18 protein-coding genes are annotated in these 20,548 nt (G+C 50.5%); 7 read left to right on the top strand and 11 right to left on the bottom strand.

The features are described 5' to 3' along the window. Positions 1 to 34: 34 nt before the first annotated feature. The 4 genes from LCH85_18530 to LCH85_18545 all read left to right on the top strand — a co-directional run bounded on the left by LCH85_18530 (position 35) and on the right by LCH85_18545 (position 3,858). Complete coding sequence (locus LCH85_18530) at positions 35 to 952, top strand: zinc ABC transporter substrate-binding protein (protein ID MCA0353997.1); 918 nt, start codon at positions 35 to 37, stop codon at positions 950 to 952. Positions 953 to 1,075: 123 nt separating this feature from the next. After that, positions 1,076 to 1,822: an ABC transporter ATP-binding protein gene (locus LCH85_18535; protein ID MCA0353998.1), complete on the top strand. Its 747-nt coding sequence runs from the start codon at positions 1,076 to 1,078 to the stop codon at positions 1,820 to 1,822. Then, the gene (locus LCH85_18540) at positions 1,819 to 2,739 is read left to right on the top strand and encodes a metal ABC transporter permease (GenBank protein MCA0353999.1); all 921 of its coding nucleotides are present in this window, start codon (positions 1,819 to 1,821) and stop codon (positions 2,737 to 2,739) included. Before LCH85_18535 ends, LCH85_18540 begins: the two co-directional genes overlap by 4 nt. A gap of 3 nt (positions 2,740 to 2,742) precedes the next feature. Further along, positions 2,743 to 3,858: a metal ABC transporter permease gene (locus LCH85_18545; protein MCA0354000.1), complete on the top strand. Its 1,116-nt coding sequence runs from the start codon at positions 2,743 to 2,745 to the stop codon at positions 3,856 to 3,858. Positions 3,859 to 4,290: 432 nt separating this feature from the next. Here LCH85_18545 and LCH85_18550 read toward each other — a convergent pair whose 3' ends face one another. Next, positions 4,291 to 5,910 (bottom strand): peptidoglycan DD-metalloendopeptidase family protein, encoded by a 1,620-nt coding sequence (locus LCH85_18550; GenBank protein MCA0354001.1) that lies wholly within the window; start codon positions 5,908 to 5,910, stop codon positions 4,291 to 4,293. Between the two features lie 222 nt (positions 5,911 to 6,132). On the opposite strand from LCH85_18550, the gene LCH85_18555 reads away from it, so the two are divergent. Next, positions 6,133 to 6,357, top strand: a complete 225-nt coding sequence (locus tag LCH85_18555) for a hypothetical protein (GenBank protein MCA0354002.1) — start codon at positions 6,133 to 6,135, stop codon at positions 6,355 to 6,357. A 56-nt stretch (positions 6,358 to 6,413) separates the two neighbouring features. On the opposite strand, the gene LCH85_18560 is transcribed toward LCH85_18555, so the two are convergent. The 10 genes from LCH85_18560 to LCH85_18605 all read right to left on the bottom strand — a co-directional run bounded on the left by LCH85_18560 (position 6,414) and on the right by LCH85_18605 (position 16,359). Beyond that, positions 6,414 to 8,273, bottom strand: coding sequence for a DUF262 domain-containing HNH endonuclease family protein (locus LCH85_18560; protein ID MCA0354003.1), 1,860 nt, complete (start codon positions 8,271 to 8,273; stop codon positions 6,414 to 6,416). 172 nt (positions 8,274 to 8,445) lie between these two features. Continuing rightward, positions 8,446 to 10,089, bottom strand: coding sequence for an NAD(P)/FAD-dependent oxidoreductase (locus LCH85_18565; protein ID MCA0354004.1), 1,644 nt, complete (start codon positions 10,087 to 10,089; stop codon positions 8,446 to 8,448). Between the two features lie 36 nt (positions 10,090 to 10,125). Then, positions 10,126 to 10,284 carry a hypothetical protein gene (locus LCH85_18570; protein ID MCA0354005.1) on the bottom strand — a complete coding sequence of 53 codons (159 nt, stop codon included), beginning with the start codon at positions 10,282 to 10,284 and terminating at the stop codon, positions 10,126 to 10,128. A gap of 45 nt (positions 10,285 to 10,329) precedes the next feature. Further along, complete coding sequence (locus LCH85_18575) at positions 10,330 to 10,677, bottom strand: metal-dependent hydrolase (protein ID MCA0354006.1); 348 nt, start codon at positions 10,675 to 10,677, stop codon at positions 10,330 to 10,332. Between the two features lie 69 nt (positions 10,678 to 10,746). Continuing rightward, positions 10,747 to 11,211, bottom strand: a complete 465-nt coding sequence (locus LCH85_18580; GenBank protein MCA0354007.1) for a GNAT family N-acetyltransferase — start codon at positions 11,209 to 11,211, stop codon at positions 10,747 to 10,749. Between the two features lie 91 nt (positions 11,212 to 11,302). Then, positions 11,303 to 12,232: a hypothetical protein gene (locus LCH85_18585; protein ID MCA0354008.1), complete on the bottom strand. Its 930-nt coding sequence runs from the start codon at positions 12,230 to 12,232 to the stop codon at positions 11,303 to 11,305. A gap of 54 nt (positions 12,233 to 12,286) precedes the next feature. Next, on the bottom strand, positions 12,287 to 12,514 hold the full coding sequence (locus LCH85_18590) for a hypothetical protein (GenBank protein MCA0354009.1): 228 nt from the start codon (positions 12,512 to 12,514) through the stop codon (positions 12,287 to 12,289). Positions 12,515 to 12,732: 218 nt separating this feature from the next. Beyond that, a complete protein-coding gene (corA, locus tag LCH85_18595; protein ID MCA0354010.1) occupies positions 12,733 to 13,707 on the bottom strand; it encodes a magnesium/cobalt transporter CorA in 975 nt (324 codons plus the stop codon). A 69-nt stretch (positions 13,708 to 13,776) separates the two neighbouring features. Further along, entirely contained in the window at positions 13,777 to 15,573 is a 1,797-nt protein-coding gene (locus LCH85_18600) for an LpqB family beta-propeller domain-containing protein (GenBank protein MCA0354011.1), read from the bottom strand. 42 nt (positions 15,574 to 15,615) lie between these two features. After that, a complete protein-coding gene (locus tag LCH85_18605) occupies positions 15,616 to 16,359 on the bottom strand; it encodes a response regulator transcription factor (GenBank protein ID MCA0354012.1) in 744 nt (247 codons plus the stop codon). A 357-nt stretch (positions 16,360 to 16,716) separates the two neighbouring features. Between LCH85_18605 and LCH85_18610 the strand changes: the two genes are divergently transcribed. After that, complete coding sequence (locus LCH85_18610) at positions 16,717 to 17,859, top strand: rod shape-determining protein RodA (GenBank protein ID MCA0354013.1); 1,143 nt, start codon at positions 16,717 to 16,719, stop codon at positions 17,857 to 17,859. 356 nt (positions 17,860 to 18,215) lie between these two features. Next, complete coding sequence (locus LCH85_18615; GenBank protein ID MCA0354014.1) at positions 18,216 to 20,540, top strand: serine/threonine-protein kinase; 2,325 nt, start codon at positions 18,216 to 18,218, stop codon at positions 20,538 to 20,540. Positions 20,541 to 20,548 lie beyond the last annotated feature (8 nt).

Raw genomic sequence — 20,548 nt, forward strand, 5'->3', positions numbered from 1 at the left:
ATAGTTTGTTGTATCGTTAAAATGAGGTAGTTCTATGCAACGAAAAAATCTTTTGGTGCTGCTGGTATTGCTGCTGGTAAGTTGTGGCCCTAGCAGTTTTGCCCAACAAACCAGTGCTAATCCGCCGCTACGGGTGGCTGCAACCGTGGGCATGATTGCCGATGTCGTCAAGCATGTTGGCGGCGAGCATGTCGAAGTGCTTGGCTTGATGGGGCCAGGTGTTGACCCACACCTCTACAAACCCAGCGTTGGCGATGTGCGGATTCTCGATGATGCTGATTTGATTTTTTATGGCGGCTTGGAGCTTGAAGGCCGCATGACCGATATGCTCGAAAAGCTCAATCGCCAAAAACCAACGATTGCCGTCACCAGCCAAATCGATCAAAGCCGTTTGCATGCGACTGGTGGCGAATCTTTCGACCCGCATGTTTGGTTCGATGTAATTTTATGGCGCGATACGATTGCCATCATCGTTGAAACTTTGGCAAGCTATGATCCAGCCCACGCTGCCGATTATCAGCGCAACGCCGCTGCCTATGCCCAAGAACTGACCGCTTTGGATGAGGAAGTTAAGGCCTTGATTGCAACCGTGCCCAGCCAAAGCCGCGTGCTGATTACGGCTCACGATGCCTTTGGCTACTTTGGCTCAGCCTATGGCTTTGAGGTGCGCGGTTTGCAAGGGTTGAGTACGGCCAGCGAAGCGGGGGCAGGCGATGTGCAAAGCCTAGCCGAATTTATTCAAACTCGCCAAATCAAAGCAATTTTTGTCGAATCCAGCGTGCCGCAAACCACGATTAATGCTGTCCAAAAAGCCGTTCAATCACGCGGCTGGGATGTGGCAATCGGTGGCGAGTTGTTCTCCGATGCCATGGGCGATGCTGGCACTGAAGAAGGAACCTATATCGGCATGGTGCGCCATAACGTCACCACGATTGTTAATGCGTTGAAGTAATAATTGGAGGTCGGTTGTTGGGGCTTGGGGATCGGAAAATATCTGAAATAGTGTTTATGTCAAAAATTCACCGATCCCCAGTCCCCAAACCCCGATCTCCAACGTTTCAAGGAGCCAAACCATATGAACGCTAGTGCAAAACCGCTTGCAATTCACGATCTAACTGTGGCCTACCAAGATAAGCCGGTGTTGTGGGATATTGATTTGAGTGTGCCAACCGGCGTGTTGGCGGCAATTGTTGGGCCAAATGGCGCTGGCAAATCAACCTTGATTAAGGCGACGCTTGGCTTGATGCCGGTGGCGGCTGGTACGGTCGAGATGTTTGGCCAGCCTTATGCCAAAGCACGGCGGATGGTTGGCTATGTGCCGCAACGCTCCAGCGTCGATTGGGATTTTCCAACCAACGCCTTAGATGTGGTGCTGATGGGAACTTACGGCCAACTCGGTTGGATCAAACGGCCCAGCAAAGCTGACCGCGAATGGGCGCTGCATTGTTTAGAGCAACTGGCCATGGCCGATTTTGCCCAACGCCAAATTAGCCAGCTCAGCGGCGGCCAACAACAACGGGTCTTTTTGGCTCGCGCCTTGGCTCAACGTGCCCAACTCTATCTGATGGATGAGCCATTTGTGGGCGTGGATGCAGTGACCGAACGCGCGATTATCAGCCTATTGCAACAACTGCGCTCAGACGGAAAAACCGTAATCTGCGTGCACCACGACCTTGATTCAGCGCCTGAATATTTTGATTGGGTGGCGTTGTTGAATGTACGCATGATCGCTGCTGGCCCAATGAAAACTATTTGGACACCCGAAAATATTAGCCAAACCTATGGTGGCCGAACCCAAAGCCTGATTCGAGGTGCTGCATGAGTATCTTAGATTTATTTCGCGATTACACCTTGCGCAATGTGGCCTTGGGAGCAATGGTTTTAGGCATTGTCAGCGGAATTTTAGGCTGTTTTGCGGTGTTGCGTCGCCAAGGTTTGCTGGGTGATGCGCTCTCGCATGCCGCCTTGCCTGGCATCGCCATCGCCTATTTATTGACTGGCTCCAAAGCGCCGATTGTGCTCTTACTGGGGGCGGGCATTGCTGGTTGGGTTGGCACGCTGGTGATCAATCGTATTGTGCGTGATACCCGGATTAGCGAAGATAGCGCCTTGGGGATTGTGCTGAGCGTCTTTTTTGGGGTTGGGATTTTGCTGCTGACTTATATTGCCAAGCGCAACGATGCCAACCAAGCTGGGCTTGATCGCTTTTTGTTTGGCCAAGCGGCGACCTTGGTTGCCACCGATGTGCTAACGATGAGCATTTTAGGTGGTTTGGCACTGGGCTGTTTGGTGTTGCTGTATAAAGAATTTAAGTTGTTGGCGTTTGATCCCGCTTTTGCGGCTAGCCTTGGCTTTCCGCCTAATCGACTCGGTATTTTGCTCACCAGCTTGATTGTAGTGGCAATCGTAATTGGCTTGCAAACCGTTGGGGTCGTGTTGATGGCGGCCATGTTGGTGGGGCCAGCGGTTGCAGCGCGTCAATGGACCCATCGATTAAGCGTGATGTTGGTGCTGTCAGGCGTGTTTGGTGCAAGTGCAGGCATCGCCGGAACCATGCTCAGCCTTGGGCAACAGCATGTGCCAACTGGGCCGATGATTATCCTGAGCTTAACAGCAATTGTGGCTATTTCACTCTTGTTCGCGCCAGCCCGTGGCTTGGTTTGGTCGAAAATCCGTCAAAACCATTCGCTGAACAACGAACCACGCAGCCGCGAAATTCAGCCAGCCAAAGGAGAATAGGCCATGAGTAGCACGTTTGCAATTATTCTGACTGGAATTTTGGTGGCAGCTGCCTGTGCCTCGCTTGGCTGTTTCCTGATTTTGCGGCGCATGGCGATGCTGGCCGACGCGATTAGCCATGCGATTTTGCCAGGCCTAGTAGCAGGTTATTTTATTGCCCAAGGCCCAAGTTTATTGGCAGGCTTTTTTGGCGCAGCCTTAGCAGGCCTGATTACCGTAGGCTTGGTTGAGTTGCTCAAAAATACCCAGCGCGTCGGCGGCGAATCGGCAATTGGGATTGTGTTTCCAGCCATGTTTGCCTTGGGAACCTTCCTCGTCTCGAAATATTATGCCGATGTTCACCTTGATGCCGATGCGGTGCTCTATGGCAACATCGAGTTTGTCGGCTTTGACCATTGGTATCTTGGCGAAACTGATTTAGGGCCGCAATCGCTCTGGATTATGGGCGGCTTATGTTTGATTAATCTGATTTTTATTAGTGTGTTTTATAAAGAACTCAAATTGGCCACTTTTGATGCTGGCTTAGCAGCAACCCTTGGTTTTTCGCCAATTCTCATTCACTATGGCTTGATGGCGGTAGTTTCAATTACCACGGTTGGCGCATTTACCGCTGTTGGGGCGATTTTGGTAGTGGCCTTGATGATTGTGCCTGCGGCCACAGCCTATTTGCTGACCGACCGCCTGCCGTGGATGATTGGCTTGGCGATTGCGGCTGGCGCGATTGCCGCAGTTGCTGGCTTTGGCTTAGCGTTTATGCTCAACGGCTCGGTTGCAGGCGCAATTGCCACAATTACTGGAGTTGAATTTGGCTTGGCCTTGTTGTTTAGCCCCAAACAAGGCTTGGTTGCTCGGGCACAGCGCTTGGCTCGCCAACGAATTCAATTTGCTGCTGATACGCTCTTGGTGCACCTGTTGCAACACGAAGGTAGCCCCGAAGCTGCCCATGAAAGCACGATTGGCCATTTGCAAAGCGAATTGAAATGGAATAACAAGTTTGCTCAACGGGTGCTTGATCTGGCTCAGCGGCGGAGCTTGGTGCGCTGCCAAGGCCAACAACTTGAACTGACGACCAGTGGGCGTGAACGGAGTCAGCAAGTCTTGCAATTAGGTCGTGCCTAGCACCGCCCTTCCGCTAGCCACGGTTCCCACCTAGCAGAGCCTACTCAATGGCGAGTAGGCTTTTGTTTTGTTGATTCCTACTCATTGATTGTTAGTTGGAGATTGTTTATAACAGAAGGATAGAAAATAAGGGTCTCGGGTTTACGGATCAACAATCTGTAGCAAAGAGCACCAAGGTTAGGGTGTTGCAATAATCATAACTTTCCACAGGATAAATATTTGGGGGTGCAGGGGGATGAAAACCCTCCTGCGTCTCCCGCCTTGAGGCGGGACGGAAGAGTGGTGAACAAGGCTTCCACAGGATAAATATTTAGGAACGCAGGTGGCGATTGCCGATGAATGATAATCCAACGGCACGCTGGAACGATCATTTTTGGCAAAAAAAGAGCGCCAATGCGATTGGCACTGGCGCTAGCTCAACAGTTGGTTGAATTAGGGTAGATACTTGAGCGGATTAACTGCGGTACCATCGATCTTGATTGTGAAGTGCAGGTGAACCCCAGTTGAGTAGCCACCGCCAGCCCGATCATAGGTGCTGCCCATATAGCCGATCAACTGGCCTGCCTCGACCTCTTGGCCTTCGGAAACCACCGGATTCGACATCATATGGCCGTATTCGGTGACCATCCCAGAACCATGGCTAATTTTGACACAATAGCCATAGCCGCTACACCAACCAGCCTCGATCACCGTGCCACGGCGGGCAGCGGAAATTGGCGTGCCTTTGCGGTTGGCAATATCGATGCCGTTATGGAAGCGCCCAACGCTAAAGTTGCGATAGCCAAAACCTGAGGTCAAGTCGCCATAGGTTGGCCAAACCCAAACAGGTGGTGGTGGTGGTGGCGGCGGAAAGTTATCGGTCTCTTCCAAGGCCGACCAAACTTCCTCGGGAATGCTCACAACTTCGCGGGCAACCCAGGCCACTTCACCATCACTTTGACGAATTTTGACCCAAACTTCGTGTTTGGCGATTAATTGTAAGCGTTCGCCAGCATTGACCTTGACGATTTTCTCGTAGGCCGTGCCTGGGCCTTCACGCAAATTGGTGCGATCAGCCAGCACAATTGCGGCGGCTTGTGATTTTTGGTTGATTGAATCGATTGCGCCGCGCACTGAAACATTTTGCACGCCCGCCAACGATGCTCCTGGCACGAAAATTTCGCGTCCAGCAATCAAGGCTTGACCCTGATCTAAGCCGTTGGGTGGGAAGGTCATAATCACATCAGCACCAACACTGTAGCGTTCGGCGATATCGGTGATCGTTTCGCCTTCGCTGACTGTGTGCGGAACCCCCGAAACCCGTGGAATTCGCAAGGTTTCGCCGATCGCGACTGGGCCAGTTAAATTATTGGCCGCAATCAACGATTCTGGGGTAATTGTATATTTGGCAGCAATATCGGCGATGGTTTCTTCGTTGGCAACCAAGTGGGTTGCAACAAAGGCCGGGCCACGTTCAGGCGCTGGTTTGATTAAGGCAGGGCCAACATCGACCACAACTTCATGCTCACCGCCACCAACGCTTTGGGGCTGAGTGGCTGAAATTGGGATCACAACCCGTTGGAAATTGCCTGCTTCAACTTCATCGACCAATTGGGCAGCGGCTAAAGCTTCAGGAATTGCTTGATTAGTGGCATTATCAGAAACTGGATTAAGTGGAAAACCGCGACCCCAAGCCACTACACAGGCGGCCAACAGGATCACGCTATGCGCAACCAAACGGCGTTGAAGCTGCAAACGCTGCCGCACCGATTGAGCGGCGGCCTTGAATGAGCGCCGTGGTTGTTTTGGCTCAGAAATTGCTTGTGGGGCACGAGTAGGTGTGCCAGCGATTTGCGCCAGCGAAGATCGCGCAATTGAGGCCGCGCGTTGTTCTTGCTTGCGCCGTCGTTGGGCAGAGCGGCCACCACGATTGAGTGACTCAATCCGGCCAGTATCAGATTTTTGGCGAAATGCGGTAGTGGTGTGGTTAGGAGCTGGTAGCAAAATAACTTCGGCGTTGTTTTGCGTTTGTGCCCGTTGAACACGTCGCCGCGGAGTTCGCTTCTCTGTCATGGAACGAAGACTCCTCGAATGGTGCTTGGTTGCTGATAGCAATCACGGCTATCGGCATGCATTATGGCATGAATGTGCGTTGCCAAGCCCACGCAGTTATGGCAAGCATAGCCTATGCTTAATACTTTGTCAATTTTTACCCTGCTTGCTGGCCGAGAATGCGCTTTTTGCGTAGGAGAATCTTTGTATAATGAGTTGAGGATTGTGATGTAAGGAGAGAGTATGTATCAAGCGCCACCACCAACGCCAAGGCATTGGAGTAAGGGTCGAGCAATTGCAGCAGGTTTGATTATTTATACGATTGGGGCAGTCTTACTTCGCTTTGTGATCAAACTATTGCTACATAATAGCCTTCTATTGGGGTTGAGCATCTTTGTGCTGCTTTCACTAATGAATCTTTCGATTCTCTGGGTTGTTCGAGCCTACAAACGTTCGCAAAAACATTAATTTGTATTTGGAGCGAGAAACCGCCAAGTTTATGGCTTGGCGGTTTGCTGATTAATTTATCCTTCTTGATGCTCGATGCCATCGTCATCAGCCTCGTCGTTGACATCCAAAGCTGCATTGTCGGGTTCGCCGACGGTTTTCCAGCGCTGATTGATCCATATGATCAACTCATTTCGGCGTTCAGCAAACTCTTTGGGAGTCCAATCAGCAAAGGCCGCGAGTTTCCGCTCTTGGCGAATATCAGAATCGCTATAACTGGGACTTAGGCCTGGTTGGCCTTTTTTGCGGGCAAATTCAAAGTTGCTATAGCTGGCATTATTGTGGGTAAGCACAAGGTTGGCGATATCGTGGACACTTGCATTGAAGGCGGTTTTGTTCCATACGCCATTCCAATGCGAATGTTTTGCTGGATTCTGCGGCAGAATATGCTCAATTGTCGAATCGCTGAGTTGATCCCAGCCAAGGCGTGGTTCGCTGTTTTTCCCCTCGGTCGCAAGTAGATGCAACTCATACTCAAACAGCGTGTACTTCAAGCGATTCCGAGTTCTATACCAATCGCTGGGGTTGGCATTGCCGTTGATAAAATCATCTTCAGGTGCATAGTAGCGGGTCAGTTGATGAATCCAGCGCGTGACATCAGCAATTGGCTGTGACTGAGTAAAGATCTCGTATCCCCAACGATAGAAGCTTGATTTACCAGCATTGCTGCGTCGGGCTGCCCAAAGAAATACACGATAGGCATAGCATTCGAGTGCCTTGAGCATGTCGATGTACGCGCCTTCGCTAATCTGCCCTGCTTGGTATTGCTTGCGGGCTGCCACCATCAAGGGCAAGAAATTGGCAATATTGCCCGTATGCCGAATCTTGCTGAGCCAAATCCGCTCAGCTTCGAATAGGGCTGTGGTGGTGGTTGGATTGATAATGCTGGCATAATGATGTGAAACTTCGGCAAGCCCCGTCACAAAGCGCTCGATAAATATTTTTGTCTCGGCCTTCGTGCGTTTACTAAATGTTCTCAGCGGGATGTATTCATCAGCCTTGAAGCCTTCATACCCATGCCAGTTAGCTGGGGAATGGCTGCAATAGAGCGTCCAAGCGATGCGTAGACATTGATCTTCATTGTTGCCCGAACTTGCACCAAGGTTGGTGTAGGTGTCTTTCCAACTGCGATTGATTAATTTGGTGAGGGCTTCGCGATCTGCAGGGTTGTTTTCATTGCGCGAAACCCAGTGCATCAAATAATTCTTAAGCAATTCAAGCACTGAAAGATCTTTGCCCCGTGAGTTCATCAACTCGAAGGTCATGCCAATCTCAGCTTCTTCTTCAATCACATAGAAGGTAAAATTGAGTTTTTGGGTGATCGCATAATGCAATTCTTTGAGATAAGCGACCCCAGCGCCACCTCGTTGCTGTAACTGCTCGCTAATGTGGTGTTGAAAGCGACGATGGGCTTCGACGAGCCGATGCTGATGTGGCGACTGAAGCGGAGTATTGACGTGCCCAGCTCTTAACAGGTCATAAAAAATATCGCCAGTTTCATTATTGAGGTTCAGCTTGCAGGTTGCGCCTGCATACAGAAAATCGGCAATATCGCGCTCGTAGTCCAATTCGCCATGCTGAATCAGTGTGCGAATAATTACCGAAAGATAGAGACAGGTGGTGGTTAATCGCTGCTGTCCATCAACCACATCAAGCACTTTTAGTCGGGTTCGGCCATATGGTCGTTTTTCAGCGTCGCGGCCTTCGTATACAACGACGGTGCCGGTATAATGACTAGTTACCTGCTCATCCACTAATGCATCAATATCCTGAATGAAATCTCTCCACTGTTTTTCTTCCCAAGCATAACCACGCTGATAATCTGGAATTTGGTAGATTGATTCGGCAAACAAGCTCGTTAAGGTTTTTTTGTTCATAGCACCCTTGGCTTTCAATCAGCATTTACATTTGGTATTAGATTATCAAACATTTGCCACAATTGAAACTGGCTTGGATCAATAAGAACTATTAGTGATTAAATTGCGATCACACTAAAGCTTAAACCAGCAAACCGCCAAGATTTGGAGCTTGGCGGTTTGTTTTCGCAATTTACTTCTTCTTGGCCCAAGCTACCACACCCAAAGCGGCAGCCGCTCCCAACGTCCAGCCAACCCATTGGCGTGATGGCTGGCGATCTTTGAGCACAGTTTGGGCGGTGTTATAGCCCGAGGCCGCAAATACGCCGCCACCAGGATGGGTGCTAGCTCCGGTCAAATATAAGCCTTTGATTCCCGTCACGCGATATTCTGAAAGCTCAGGCAGCGGGCGGAAGGCAAACATCTGATCAAACGACATTTCGACGTGCATCACATTACCGCGCAACATGCCAAAGGTGCGCTCCAAGGTTAGCGGGGTTTGCACATAGCGGTTGCTAATTTTGCCACGCATATTGGGAGCATAGCGATACACGACTTCGAGTAATTTGTCGGCCTCACGATCAGCAATGCTATCCCAATCTTCGCCATTACTTAATTGATATGGATGATATTGACCCCACAAAAACAGCGTATGCTTGCCCTTGGGTGCAACATCGGGGTCGATTGCACTAAATGTCATGGCAATTACCGCTGGATCGGTCGCTGGCACGCCGCGATCATAATCGCTAACCGCGCGATTCAGGTAATCGATCGAAGGGCAAAGCAATTGCAAACCATGATGCGAAGGATGTGGGCGGCCACCAGAAGGCGCAGCCAGATAATCGGGTAATTCATCGGCAGCACAACGCACTGCCATACCAAAGCCATTGCCAACGCGAATGCGGCCAACCCGCTCGGCCAGCCCATTTGGCAGTTGCTCAGGTTCGACCAATTTTAATAAGGTGGTTTGCACATGCGCATTGGAAATAACCGTTGGGGCGGTATAGGTTTCGCCCGAGGTTAATTGTACGCCTTGCACGACACCGTTTTGCACCACAATGCGCTCAACTGGAGCATCAAGCAGCAGTGTGCCGCCATCACTTTTGAAGCGTGCCGCCATGGCTTGGGTCAACATTCCCGAACCACCACGCGGATGTTTCGCGCCACTCTCATGCAGCATCGCGTGCCAGCCTGCAAAATCGCCAGTGCCAATTTCGTGCGGTGGTGGGCCAGATTGCGCTGCTAGCCAGCCCATGGCCGCACGCATGGCCTCGCTCTCAAACGTTTCGTTGATCAAATGGCCATACGAGGTAAATAAGCGCCGCAGAATATCCAGCGGATGCGTGCCTTTTTCGCCTTTGAATTGGCCCGTTAGCATTTGGCGGCCTAAGTTGGCAGGCGATGGCGCTTTGAGAAATACATCGAAAACCCCTTCATTGAGCGGCCCCCACAACGCCACAAATTGGCGATAAGCATGGGCATCCTTGGGTGAAATTTTCTCAATCGAAGCACACGTCTTGTCTAAATCACGCCAAAATTCAATTGCACCTGAGCCATCGGGCAATGGATACCAAGCAAATGGGTCCATATCAATATACTCAAGCCCAAATTTGTGCAGCTCAAGCTCGCGCACCACCGGAGTTAGATGAATCATAATGTGGGCCGATGAGCCAACATCCATCTTATAGCCACCAAACATGGTTTCGGTACAAACTGCGCCGCCGACGATCGCTCGTCGTTCGATCACTAGGGTTTTGATTCCGGCCTTTTGCAAATAGCAGGCACAGGTCAAGCCATTATGCCCACCGCCAACCACAATCGCATCAAATTGCGCCATTTTTAGCATTACTCCAGACTATCGAGGTTGTTTATGCTACGCATGCATTTGGGCTTTGGACGTATCATAGCGCTGCCGTAGCCAAGCCAACATCAGGCCAATACCAAGCCATGGCAACCAAATCCAAGTTAATTCAGAAAGCAAGACATTCCAGCCCCGCGCAGAAAAAAGCCGTGCTGCGCTGATTGGAGCCACCGCAATTGGTCGCCAATTGAAGAAAACCCGCTGGCTGCTGAAGGGCTACCCCAACGCCACCCCACTCCCGCCGTTGGTTAGCATATCGTAGAGTGGATGGCTGAGCACCGCCAAAAACAGAGTTAAGCCAGCAACCCAACGCTTGCAACCCAAACGAGGCGCGAAAAATGCGCCCACACTAGCAATGATCGTGGCAAAACCAACCGAATGGGTAAAACCACGATGGCTCAATAATGTGCCACGTGGCATGTCTAGCCAAAAACTAATTCCATCGAAATCAGGGCTAATTGCCGCAATCGAAGCCCAAATTAACAATGGGCGGCTAATTCGTTCGCGGCCAAGCGCTAAACCAACTACCAAGGCAGGGGCAACATGGCTAAATATGGTTGGCATCGGCGGCTCCACACATGAATCATTATTGGCAGTATAGCAATAATTCCACCAGTGAACATTTGATTATTCTTATGCAAGCCATTTTTCATAATAGATAATTTCAAGCGTACCGATTAGGCCTCGGCCAATTTCCTGATAGCCATGTTTGACATAAAGTTTTTGGGCTGGCAGTTGCGGCACTGAGGTATCTAAATGAAGTCGTTTAAAGCCCAATTCATGGCCTCGTTGCTCAAGTGCCAGCAACATCTGTTCGCCCAAACCGCGCCGCCAATAATCGGGATGCACCCGCATGCGTTTGACCTCAGCCTCGCCCACGCCAGTCGGCAACAAACCACCAATTACTACCACTCGCCCAGCCAATTCACCAACCAAAAATTCGCCGCCAGTTGCTAGATAATAATCCTCAATTGCTAAAACATCGGCATCGCGTAGCCCATTGCCAAGATGTGCCCCCATCATGTGCAAGCCAAGGTTGTGTAACTCCCAGACAATTGCGGCATCAGCTGGCTGATAACGGCGGATGTGTAGCTCCATTGGATGCTCCTAAATAATTAAGTAAATAACAAAAAACCTGCTGTTGGCTTCTCTGGCAACAGCAGGCGATTGAATTTCAAGGAGGCTTATTCTATTCCTGAAAGGTGGTTAAAAAGGTGGTTGGTGGCGATAAGCGCACCGCTTGCTGCTCTTGCGAGTGGGGCAAGTGGGTAAATGCGCCGTTATCGTACCAAAAAACCTGATTAGAGATCGAGCCAGGCCCATTGCGATACATGCCCTCAACCACAGGCAGCATGCTCGTCCAAGCTTCTAAGGCAATTGGCTCGTTAATTGGATAGCACAGCACCACATGGCGATTGGGCACTGCTACCAATGAGCCGAAGCGCCCGATACATTGTGGGTATTGCTCAAGCAACAGGCTTTGCGAGCCAATCAAGAAATCGTCGCCAGTGATAGCTAGCACATTAATGCCATCGTCCAATTCATGTTCGGTGAGGCGCAACTCACGCCCACGCAAATTTTCCAGAGCAACTGCAAACAATTCCTCGTTGGTTTTGCCCCAAGCCATCGCCTCGTCGCTGCTAACGCTACGAATCGTGGTGGGCAAATCAAACACCAGCACCGAGCAAATATCCTGTAAATCTTCGCGATAAATCAGCTTTTCGCGCAATTCAGGCTCCAAGGCCCACAAGCGAATTGCCAACAAATCGCGAATACTTTCAAAATCATTTATTTCATCTTGCAATAGCACTTCGTTTTCAAAACCCTTGTGCATTGCCTCAAAGTGATCGGTAACAACTGCCAGCCATTGCGATTGGGGATGGGCATAGCATTTTTGAGCCAGTGAGCTTAGCCCAATGCGGGTATCTTTACTCCACCCTGCATGGTCAGCTAACACCACAAAGCCTTGATTTTCAGGTCGCACTGGCAAACCAAGGTTTTTCAAATAACGCTCCACGATTTGGCGAAAATCTTGCCATTGCTGTGGATTGAAAAAATTGACCCATGCTGGTGGTGTTGGTAAATCGCGCTTACCAAACTTCTTTTCCCAGTTGCTCATGGTTCCCCCCTATAAACGCTGACGCTGCTACCAAAACGCAAGCGCACCAAGCACTTAGTTTGGCAGCAGGATGACCAAAGTATAGCCGAGCGTTGCGATCCGCATCAGGGCAAATAAACCGATTGTTGATCGGTCTGAAGCCTGATTATGCAAGAATAACCGCCGTGCAAAAAGAATCGTTCCCTCAAGCCTGTCGATTGGGGCAGTGGTTGGCATCAAGCCGATTGGTGCGGGCATTGCACCCAAGCAAGGGTTTAGAATGAGGCGAGTACGCGGTTGCATTGGTGTGTTCCTGCTAGCAAAATCGTGGGCCAACGCCGACGTTCAACCATTAATACGACAATACCTTCCACCTAGATACTATCGCATGCCTCTGTGTCATACAATGTCATCAGTGTGAAGAAATGATGAGGCTTTATTAATTGTTGATCGCTTACTATGAGCATGCAAGGGTTGGCACTTAAAAACTCAATCAGCTAGCTACGTGGCTAGTTCGTAGCTCAGAGCCAGCGTCGCCGCCGAAAAAACCAGAGCATGCCAACGATGATCGCTAGCATAATGGCCCAAACCATCAAATAGCCGTAGCGCCAGTGCAGTTCGGGCATCAGATCAAAATTCATGCCATACAGCGAGGTAACCAGGGTTAGCGGCAGAAAAATCGTGCTGACGATGGTTAGTGCCTTCATAATTTCATTCATTTTGTTCGAGGAAACCGAGAGGTAGGTATCCAAGGTGCTGCCAACCACATCGCGCACCCCTTCGCTCAGGTCGGTAATGCGCACCAAGTGGTCGTAAATATCACGAAAATAAATTTCACAATTGCGCGAAATCAGGTCGAACTCGCCGCGTGAGAGCCGTTGCATCACTTCACGTTGCGGCGATACAACCCGACGTAAGGCCAAAATGCTATGCTTTAGCTCCAAAATGCGGCGTAAAGCACTTGGTTTGGGGTCTTGAATGATGCTATCTTCGAGAAAATCCACCTCTTCATCAATCCGATCAAGGTACGGCAGAAATTCATCAACAATTGCATCAAGCACGGCATGGGCCAAAAAATCAGCTCCGCGCTCCAAAATTCGGCCATCGCGCACCGCCCGATCCCAAACCGTATCCAAGGCAGCCAAGCGCACATGCGAGGTTGTTACAACAAAATTACGGCCTAAAAAGCAATTAAGTTCATCAGTGCTCAAGCGCGAAACATCTTCGCCTACGGCAAGCGCATGCACAATGATGAATAGATGATCGCCAAAATCATCAACTTTGGGCGGTTGATAGCCGGTGCTAAGCGTATCTTCAATTGCTAGCGGATGGAAATGAAACATCTCGCGCAAGAAAGTGTCATATTCGGTTTGCTGACAAGCATATAAATTAACCCACAGCATACCCTCGCCACTGGCATGCAGTTCGCGAATTTCTTCAACAGTCTTGATTTTACGTAATGGTCGGTCGGGCAAGCTATACAGTGCTTGAAACATAGACCCCCGCTTTGCTCACAAAAAGGGCAAGTCCTGCGACTTGCCCCAAACTATCGACTCAATCTCGGCTTATTTGACGCTGGTAATTCCATCATCGGCGGCGATCAGGCGGGTACGGGCTGCGTTCGAAAGATCATACAACCACAACTCGCTAGGGCCGCTAATCACAGGCTCTGGGCCGCGTTCGTTGTCGGGCGATTGTAAAGCCCGAACATACAACAGCGCATCATCAACCACTGCGACGGCACCTAAATCGCCAAGGGTTGCACCTTTGACAATTTGGCTATCTTTGCTGCCTTGGCGACTGTGCAAACTATAATTCAATACTTGGCCGCTGCGGCAAGCCACATTTAAGTAGTAAAGGGTGTTATCGCTGCTCCACGAGAGCGGTCGTACCCACCATTGGCCGATAATTGCATCGAGTTGCTTGCCAGTTTGGTCGAGCACCAAGAGATCGGCCCCACCATCAGCTCGAAGTGCTTCGACGGCAATCCGGGTGCCATCAGCCGAAACTTGAGCTTGGCCAACGCTGCGATAATTACCCAAACTAGCTTGGCCGAGCAATCCATCAGTGCCACTTATTGGATTACTAATCAATAATCCACCTTGACCGCCATCGGTATGGCCAACCGTCAGCACAGAGCCATCGGGCAAGGCATGCGGCATGCGGCGGCTCCACTCATCGAGCGGCGAGACCGCGCTCGCATCACCACCATTGGCTGTTACCTGCCAGAGCCGATAGCTATCGGGGGCCGCATCGCTCCAAGGTGCAGTAAACCAAATGACCCCGCCATCAAGCGACCAAGCAGGCTCGGCACAACCACCAACATCGGCGACCAAGGTTTCATTATCGCCATCAATTGTGCTTGTCCAGAGTGCGCCTTGGGTTGGCAAGCCATCGGGGTTGGCGCGACAGAAGGCAATTTGGGTACGATCAGGGCTGATTGCCACAGCACTTTCAATTGCCAAGGTTGTGGTAATTGGCACAACCCGTGAGCTTTCGTAGCGATACAAATCGCCTTTGCTGGCAAAGACAACTGGTTGTTTTGGCGCGGCGGCTGAGCCATTGCTCTTGGCTAGTGGATCATCGCCTAGTGTGGCGCTGGCGCTATCAGCGATCACCACATTTAAGCGTCCGCCATCGAGCTGCACCGTAAATGGCAAGGCTTGATCAAGCCCAATTTCAATGAGTACTCCAGCTGAATCGCTGCTAGATTGCGAAACGACTGAGCGCACATGTTGCAGCGTATCAAGTTTTAGCACTTTGGTCAGCGTGACCGACGATGAACGCCAGAGATCATCGTGTCGCCATAATGGCAGATCGATTTGAATCACGCTGGCAATGGCGCTATCGCCTGAGAGCAATTGGGCCGCAGCTGGAGGCACACAGCGCACCACCCCATTGACTGGGCCGCTGCTTGAGGTTAATTCTAAGAATAAACGATCGCCATTGGTCGTGCGATCAAGCCCAGCATTATTTAGGCGGGCGCTAAATCGCTCGTCAGTTACTGCCCCAAAATTCTGCGTGCAAAAACTGCTGCTCTGATTGGCAGTTGGCGTGCTCAGCGGTGTTGCCTGTGGTGTTGACAGTGGGATAACTGCTGAAGGGTTAATTGGTGTAGCACCTTTGGTTGGCGAAGGGCCAACTGTGCGAGTTGGCGTAACCGAAGGCGCGGTAGTTGGCGACGCAGGTGCAGGCGTTAATGTCACCGTAGCCGTTGGAGTAGCCGTGCCTGTCGGAGTTAAGGCGAGAATAGTTAGCTCATTTTGTAACGGGCGAGCAGTGGGCTGTGGGGCTTGTTGACATGCTGCGAGCGCCACAACAACCAAGGCTAAACTCACACGTTGCCGTAACAACAACTTCAAACGACACTCCTTGGACAATCCAAAACGGCACGAACGCCGCAATTACATCCCAGAAAACGAATTATCGTTTTGCACAATTTTAATCCAGCCGCGCTGTAATGCAAATACCACAGCTTGGGTACGATCGTTAACTGCCAATTTGCGCAAAATTGATGAAATATGATTTTTGACGGTTTGATTGCTAATTTCGAGGCGGGCGGCAATTTCTTTATTGGTTTGCCCCGCCGCGACCAATTCCAAAACTTCAATTTCACGCGGCGACATTGGCGAGTAAACATGCTCGGTATGCGTATCCATGGTCAATTGGCGAAACGAATCCATCACAGCAGCAGCGACCGCTGGGGTATTCAGCACCAAATCGTTAATGGGATAATTGCCCGAACGCACCATATCGACCGAATTGATCAGATCATCCCAATCGATGGTGCGTGAAAGATAGGCGGCCACGCCTGCTCGCAATGATTTTACAATACCTTCTTGATCGTTAATATCGCTGAGCAAAATTACGCCAATATTGGGGTGATTTAATTTAACTGTGCGGGCGACTTCAATTCCGTTGACCCCAGGTAAATCAACATCCATCACAATAATATCGGGGTTGCTATAATCGACCAAACGAATGGCTTGCTGGCCATTGCTGGCCTCGCCAATAATTTTATAGCGTGGTACTTGGCCAAAGTGATAGCGTAAGCCTTCACGATAAATTGTATGGGCATGAACCAAGACAATATTGGTTTTGGCGACCGAATCGCCACGTCGGCGCGGGCCTTCCGCAGATGCTTGCATACGATCCACTCTTTCTGGAATCCTAGGCATACCCTCGGTAAGCGATGATATGCGCAATTATACACGACGACGAGCATCAGCATTGATAGAGGTTAAACGCTAGTGGGATAGCAGATGATGCTATCTGCTGATAATACACTGAATTATAGCGAATCGGCTAGCCTTATTCCCAACAATTTGATGACAATTAATAATTGCTCATCCGACTTTAAGCCCTACTTTAGCCGATCGCCTTGGTTAGCTCACGAATCGTAACTGATATAATGCTGCTGCGCTGGCTCAGGCCAACCATGATTGGTCATGGGTGATCTCAACTATCCAACCAATATGGTATTATTTTGAGTCAGGAGGGTTATTATGTCCACTAGCATTCGCGCTCGTTCCTGGCGCGAGTTCAATCCAATTATGGTTGTGGCTGTGTTGCTGTTGCTAGCAATTAGCTTACCAATGGTGTATACCACCACAGTTGGAGCCGCCGGAACCTTGGTGTTTGGGCTGGGTTCTTCGTTTGCTAAACATGTTGTCTGGATTATCCTGGGCATTAGTTTGATGTTTAGTTTGGCCCTGTTAGATTATCAATTGCTGCGTTCATTGGCAATTATTTTATATATCGCTGCGCTTGGGCTTTTGGGCATGGTGGTGGCGCTAGGCCAAGTTAAATATGGTGCGCAAAGCTGGATCGGCTCAAGTCAACTTTCGTTTCAGCCAACCGAGCCAGCCAAACTGATGGTGATCATCGCGCTTGCCGCATTTTGGAGCAAGCACGGCGATGAGCCTAGCCCATGGAAATCGGTCTTTATCTCGTTGGTGATTTTGGCTGTGCCACTGGGTTTGGTTATGCTTCAGCCTGACTTTGGCTCAGGTATGGTGATGATCGGCATTTGGCTGGTGATGTCGTTGGTCGCCAATACCCGTTGGCTGCAATATGGCCTATTGACCCTGCTTGCAATGCCAGCAATAGTACTCGCTTGGCTGAAATTTGATCCATATCAGCGCGAACGCTTGACCGTATTTTTAACCCCTGAGCGTTGCGAAACCGATTTAGAGTTTCGGATGCGAGCGTGTTGGCAAATTATTCAATCGCGTTTGGCAATTGGCAATGGTGGCCTTGGCGGCATGGGCTTGTTACGCGGGGTGCAAAGCCAATTAAACTATTTGCCAGTTCAAGAGAGCGACTTTATTTTCGCGGTAACGGCGGAAGAATTGGGCTTTATTGGTGCGGCAGTGGTGATTGTGCTGCAATTAATCGTCATCTGGCAAATTTGGCGGGTAGTTGAGCGAGCACGTGACCCCTTTGGGCGTTTGATGGCGGCTGGGGTTGCTGGCTTGCTGTTGGTGCACTGCCTCGAAAATATTGGCATGAATTTAATTATGATGCCGATGACCGGGATTCCGTTGCCGTTTCTGAGCTATGGTGGCTCGTTTACCCTGACAGTGTTGATGGGCATAGGTGTTGTGCTAAGCGTGTCGATTCGCAGTAAACGTTGGTCATTTAATTAAGGTACTAGATCAACTGGGGACTATTTGACGATCGGTTGCGCTGAATAAACCACCCGCAGACCCAGCACGTTAATTAAAATTGCCTAACCAACTACCTTGCCCGCCTTCGGGCGATTTCGTATAATACATCGTAACATTTTCTTTCTTGATAAGCTTGATCAACATTGTTCCTACAAAGGTGCTTGGATTGATTCAACCAAAACCTTTGAAGAAGCTCCTGCGAGATGCAGTAGTTGTAGGTGGGTTGGGATGTTGGTAGCAATTATTATTATGCTCTTGTTTATTTGCTGTCCTACAACATCACCCCTACTTCGGCAAGCCGCGCATTGATCGTTCCTTAAAGCCAAGGGGGCTGTATGGCGTTAATCAAACGAGGTGGGACATCGCGTTTAACCCCAATCGATGGGCCAGATGCTGGCTCGTCAAGCGGGCAGGCCGATGATGCAACACGTACTTTCTCTCCACAACCAACCAGCGATGACTCGACTCGCGGCTTAGATGCAACCCGCACGATTGCTCCAGCCGATGCCGATTCGACTCGTGGCTTAATCGCTGCGGGCAATGATTCAACTCGCAGCATCGCTCCGCCGGTCAATCCTGATGCCACCCGTGGAATCAACCAAAACCCCGATGCCACCCGTGGAATCAATCAAAATCCTGATGCTACCCGTAGCGTTAGCAATCGAGTTGGCTCAATTTTACGCAATCAAGGGGTTTCACGGGTTGGCACTGAGGATATTCGCAATCGTGCGCCTAACCCTGATGCAACCCGCTTGCAACAGCCTGGAGCCAAACCTGCCGAGCAATCCAGCGCCCAATCGAGTTCACCAGCGCTCAAAGCTGGTACGGTGCTTGAAGGACGTTACGTGGTTGAAGGCGTTTTGGGTATCGGCGGGATGAGCGTGGTCTATAAAGGCCGCGACACTCGTTTTAAAGATGTGACCCGTTTTTGCGCGATCAAAGAGATGTTCCAAAGCTCGCTCGATTCGCAAACCCGTTTATTGAGCTTGAAGAACTTCGAACGCGAAGCTGGTTTGTTGGCTACGCTTAACCATCCAGCCATTCCCAAAGTCTACGACTTCTTTGAGGAAGCAGGCCGCGCCTATCTGGTGATGGAATTAATCGAGGGTCATGATCTCGAAACCGTGCTCGAAAAAACCAACGGCCCCTTGGAAGAGCAACAAGTTGGGCGTTGGGCAATTCAACTCTGCGACGTGCTGAATTATCTGCATGGCCACGAACCTGAGCCAATTATCTTCCGCGACTTAAAACCATCGAATATCATTGTGACTCCAACCGATCGGATTGTGCTGATCGACTTCGGGATTGCGCGGGTCTTTACCCGTACCGATAAAAAAGGCACGATGATTGGCACGGAAGGCTACTCGCCGCCTGAACAATATCGCGGGATTGCCGAAGCGCGTGGCGATGTCTACGCTTTGGGCGCAACTCTGCACCATTTGCTAACCAACGTTGACCCACGTTTGGAAACCCCGTTTACCTTCGGCGATCGCCCGATTCGCCAATTGAATCCAACCGTTTCGCCAGAGGTTGAAGCGATTGTGATGAAATCGCTGGAATACGATATGGCCAATCGCTGGGGTTCGGCGGCTGAATTCCAATCAGTTTTGTTGAGCGTGCCAGGCTTTGCACCCGCTGGGGTAGCAGTGGCAGCACCAGCAACTCCCGCATTTGGGGCAGCCATTCGCCGTGGCGGCAAAACTGCCGAGGTGCTTTGGAAGTTCCGCTGCGAAGATGAAGTACGTTCGTCGCCATTTGTGCGCAACGGCACACTCTATATTGGTTGCTACGATACCAACCTCTATGCAATTGATACTAAGCGCGGGGAATTTCGCTGGAAGAAGCCAACCGAGGGCGGCATCTCATCAACTCCCACCGTTTGGGATGATATGGTGATTGTTGGCTCGGATGATGGCAATGTCTATGCCTTTGATACTCGTGCTGGCACGCAACGCTGGGTCTTTCGTACCGAAAAACCGGTGCGCTCATCGCCCCGCGTGCAAGATCGCTTGGTCTATTTTGGCTCCGACGATTACCACTTGTATGCGGTTGATGCCACCAATGGCCGCCAAATTTGGCGCTATCGCGGCTGGCAATGGATTCGCTCATCGCCCTGTTTGACGAGTAACATGGTGATTTTTGGCTCGGGCGATGGCAGTATTGTGGCACTTGATCTCTTCAAGGGTGGCATTCGTTGGAAGCAAAAACTCCAAGGTGGGATTGTTTCAAGCGCTACGGCCAACGATAAGATGGTGCTAGTTGGCTGTATGGATAATAATTTGCATGCCCTCGACCTTGAAGGTGGTTGGCCGATCTGGAAGTTCCGCACCAGCCACTACGTCAATTCATCGCCAATCATCATCGGTAATCGGGCTTTTGTTGGCGGGATTGACGGCAATATTTATGCTGTCGATCTCAAAAATGGCAAACAAGTTTGGCAATATAATACTGGAGCACAAATCGTTTCATCACCCGTTGCCGATTCAGGCCGAATCTATATTGGGGCGGCTGATGGCACGGTCTATTGTCTCGACGCTGGCTCGGGTACGCCAGTTTGGACCCATACCTGCGAAGGCCCAATCGTTTCTACCCCAGCGGTTGTCGAAGGGGTCGTTTATATCGGGTCGATGGATCACCAGGTCTATGCCTTACGTGCTTAGGAGAGTCC

The sequence above is a fragment of the Chloroflexota bacterium genome, from assembly GCA_020161265.1.
Taxonomy (GTDB): Bacteria; Chloroflexota; Chloroflexia; order Chloroflexales; family Herpetosiphonaceae; genus Herpetosiphon.